The following is a 2,256-nucleotide window of genomic DNA, read 5'->3' as shown; positions in this document are numbered from 1 at the left end:
ACGACAACCCACCATCAGCCACACCCGGTCCTCCCGGACCGCCTCACATTCTTAGGGAGCACCACCATGGCAACGCCTCTGACCGCCGCGAAACTCCTCAAGGCTCTCCGCGACGAGGGCCTGAAAGTTGTCGAGCACCGGAGCTGGCGTACGCACAACCGCAATCACAAGGGCCCGTGGGGACCGCTGCACGGAGTGATGATCCATCACACCGTCACCTCGGGCACGGAGAGTTCGGTCGAGCTCTGCTACAACGGCCACTCGACGCTGCCGGGCCCGCTCTGCCACGGAGTGATCGCCAAGGACGGTTCGGTCCATCTCGTCGGCAACGGACGGGCCAACCACGCCGGGCTCGGCGACGACGAGGTCCTGCGTGCGGTGATCAACGAGTCGGCGCTGCCCGCCGACAACGAGGCCAACACCGACGGCAATCAGTACTTCTACGGTTTCGAGTGCGTCAACCTCGGCGACGGCAAGGACCCTTGGCCGGCCGCCCAGTTGGAGGCGATCGAGAAGGCCGCGGCGGCCATATGCCGTGCGCACGGCTGGAGTCACCGCTCCGTCATAGGACACTTGGAGTGGCAGCCCGGGAAGGTGGATCCGCGCGGTTTCACCATGGAATCGATGCGCGAACGCATCAAGGACCGGCTCACCGCCGCCCCCACCACTCCTGCCGAGCCGCCGAAGCCGAAGCCCCCGGCGTCCTACGAACCGTTCCCCGGAGCGGCCTTCTTCGCGGTCGGCCGGCGCAGCGCGATCATCACGGCGATGGGCAAACGGCTGGTGGCGGAGGGCTGTGGACGGTACGAGGTCGGGCCAGGACCGGCGTGGTCGGACGCCGACCGGACGTCGTACGCCGCCTGGCAGCGCAAGCTCGGCTATACGGGCAGCGCCGCCGACGGCACGCCCGGCAAAACGAGCTGGGACAAGCTGAAGGTGCCCAACGTCTGATCCATCGGCCCACCGCCCGGACACGATCCGCCGCGCCCTGCCCGTCAATCCCGGGACAATGTGCGGCGGATCCGTCTTTCCGCGGGCCGCTCAAGCCGACGGGATACGGGTGAACCGGCCCGCGATACGGAGGTCCGCCTCGATCGCCTCGGCCGTGCAACGCAGTTCGGGCAGCACCTCCCTCAGACAGCGCTCGACGCTACGGCGACTGCTGTGCATGGCGACATTGACCGCGGCCACCGCACGTCCCGTACGGTCGCGCACCGGTACGGCGAGGGAGCGCAGCCCTTCCTCCAACTCCTCGTCGACCAGGGCGTATCCCTCCCGTTCCACCCGCTCCAGCAGCGTGGCGAGCTCCGCCGGGCCGGTGACCGTACGCGGAGTCAGGGCCCTTGGCTCGGTGCGGGCGAGCCGGGCGACGCGCTCCGCCGGTGCCAGATCGGCCAGCAGCACCCGGCCCATCGAGGCGGCGTAGGCCGGAAAGCGGGTGCCCAGTGTGATGTTGACGCTCATGACACGGCCGGTGGCTACGCGCGCCGTGTACTGGATCTCGTCGCCGGTGAGCACCGCCAGCGACGCGGAGTCGTGCACCTTCTTGACGAGCGTGACCAGATGCGGTGTGGCGATGTCGGACAGTGTGGTGCGGGAGAGCGGTGGATAGCCGAGTGCCAGCACGCGCGGAGTGAGCCGGAAGATCCGATCTCGCGCGCTGACATAGCCGAGATGTTCGAAGGTGATCAGGGCGCGCCGGGCGGTCGCCCTGGCGAGCCCGGTGGCCTCGGCGACGGCGGAGAGCGTCAGCTCCGCCCGGCCCTCGCCGAAGGCGGTCAGTACGGTGAGGCCCCGGGCCAGGGACTCCAGGAACTCAGCGCCGAGCTGCTGCTTGGAGGCGGTGGTCCAGTCGGCGAGCCCGGCCGGAGCAGCCGCCGGAGCCGTGCGGGCCTCGCGCAGCGCCCGTTCCATAGCGGCCACGGCCTCGCGTACCCGGGGCAGCAGCGCCCGGCGCAGCGAGTCGACGCTGTGCCGGCTGGTGTGGCTGACCGCGCTGACGGCGCACAGGACGGAGCCGTCCGGTCCGTGCACGGGCACGGCGAGCGCGATCAGTCCCGGCTCGATGAGCTGGTCGTCCAGCGCCCAGCCCTGCTCGGCCGCCCGTACCGTACGCGCTTCGAAGCCGGCCTCGCCGTCGTCGGACTCGCCGTCGTCAGGACCGTCGCCGTCAGAACCACCGTCAGGACCGCCGCCATCGGAACCTCGCGGCGGCACGGCGGGAAATCCGCGGTCCTCGGGATCGGCCGGCCGCCG

At 70.4% G+C, this 2,256-nt stretch carries 2 protein-coding genes; one reads left to right on the top strand and one right to left on the bottom strand.

What is annotated here, in order from left to right; translation table 11 throughout:
* Positions 1 to 66: 66 nt before the first annotated feature.
* Complete coding sequence (locus GA0115259_RS36095) at positions 67 to 951, top strand: peptidoglycan-binding protein (protein ID WP_093604655.1); 885 nt, start codon at positions 67 to 69, stop codon at positions 949 to 951.
* 90 nt (positions 952 to 1,041) lie between these two features.
* On the opposite strand, the gene GA0115259_RS36090 is transcribed toward GA0115259_RS36095, so the two are convergent.
* On the bottom strand, positions 1,042 to 2,256 hold a 1,215-nt coding region (locus GA0115259_RS36090; protein ID WP_107469387.1), incomplete at its 5' end, for an IclR family transcriptional regulator domain-containing protein.

This window comes from Streptomyces sp. MnatMP-M17 (genome assembly GCF_900091995.1).
In the GTDB taxonomy this organism is placed as follows: Bacteria; Actinomycetota; Actinomycetes; order Streptomycetales; family Streptomycetaceae; genus Streptomyces.
This window is presented reverse-complemented; position numbering and strand designations above follow the sequence as displayed.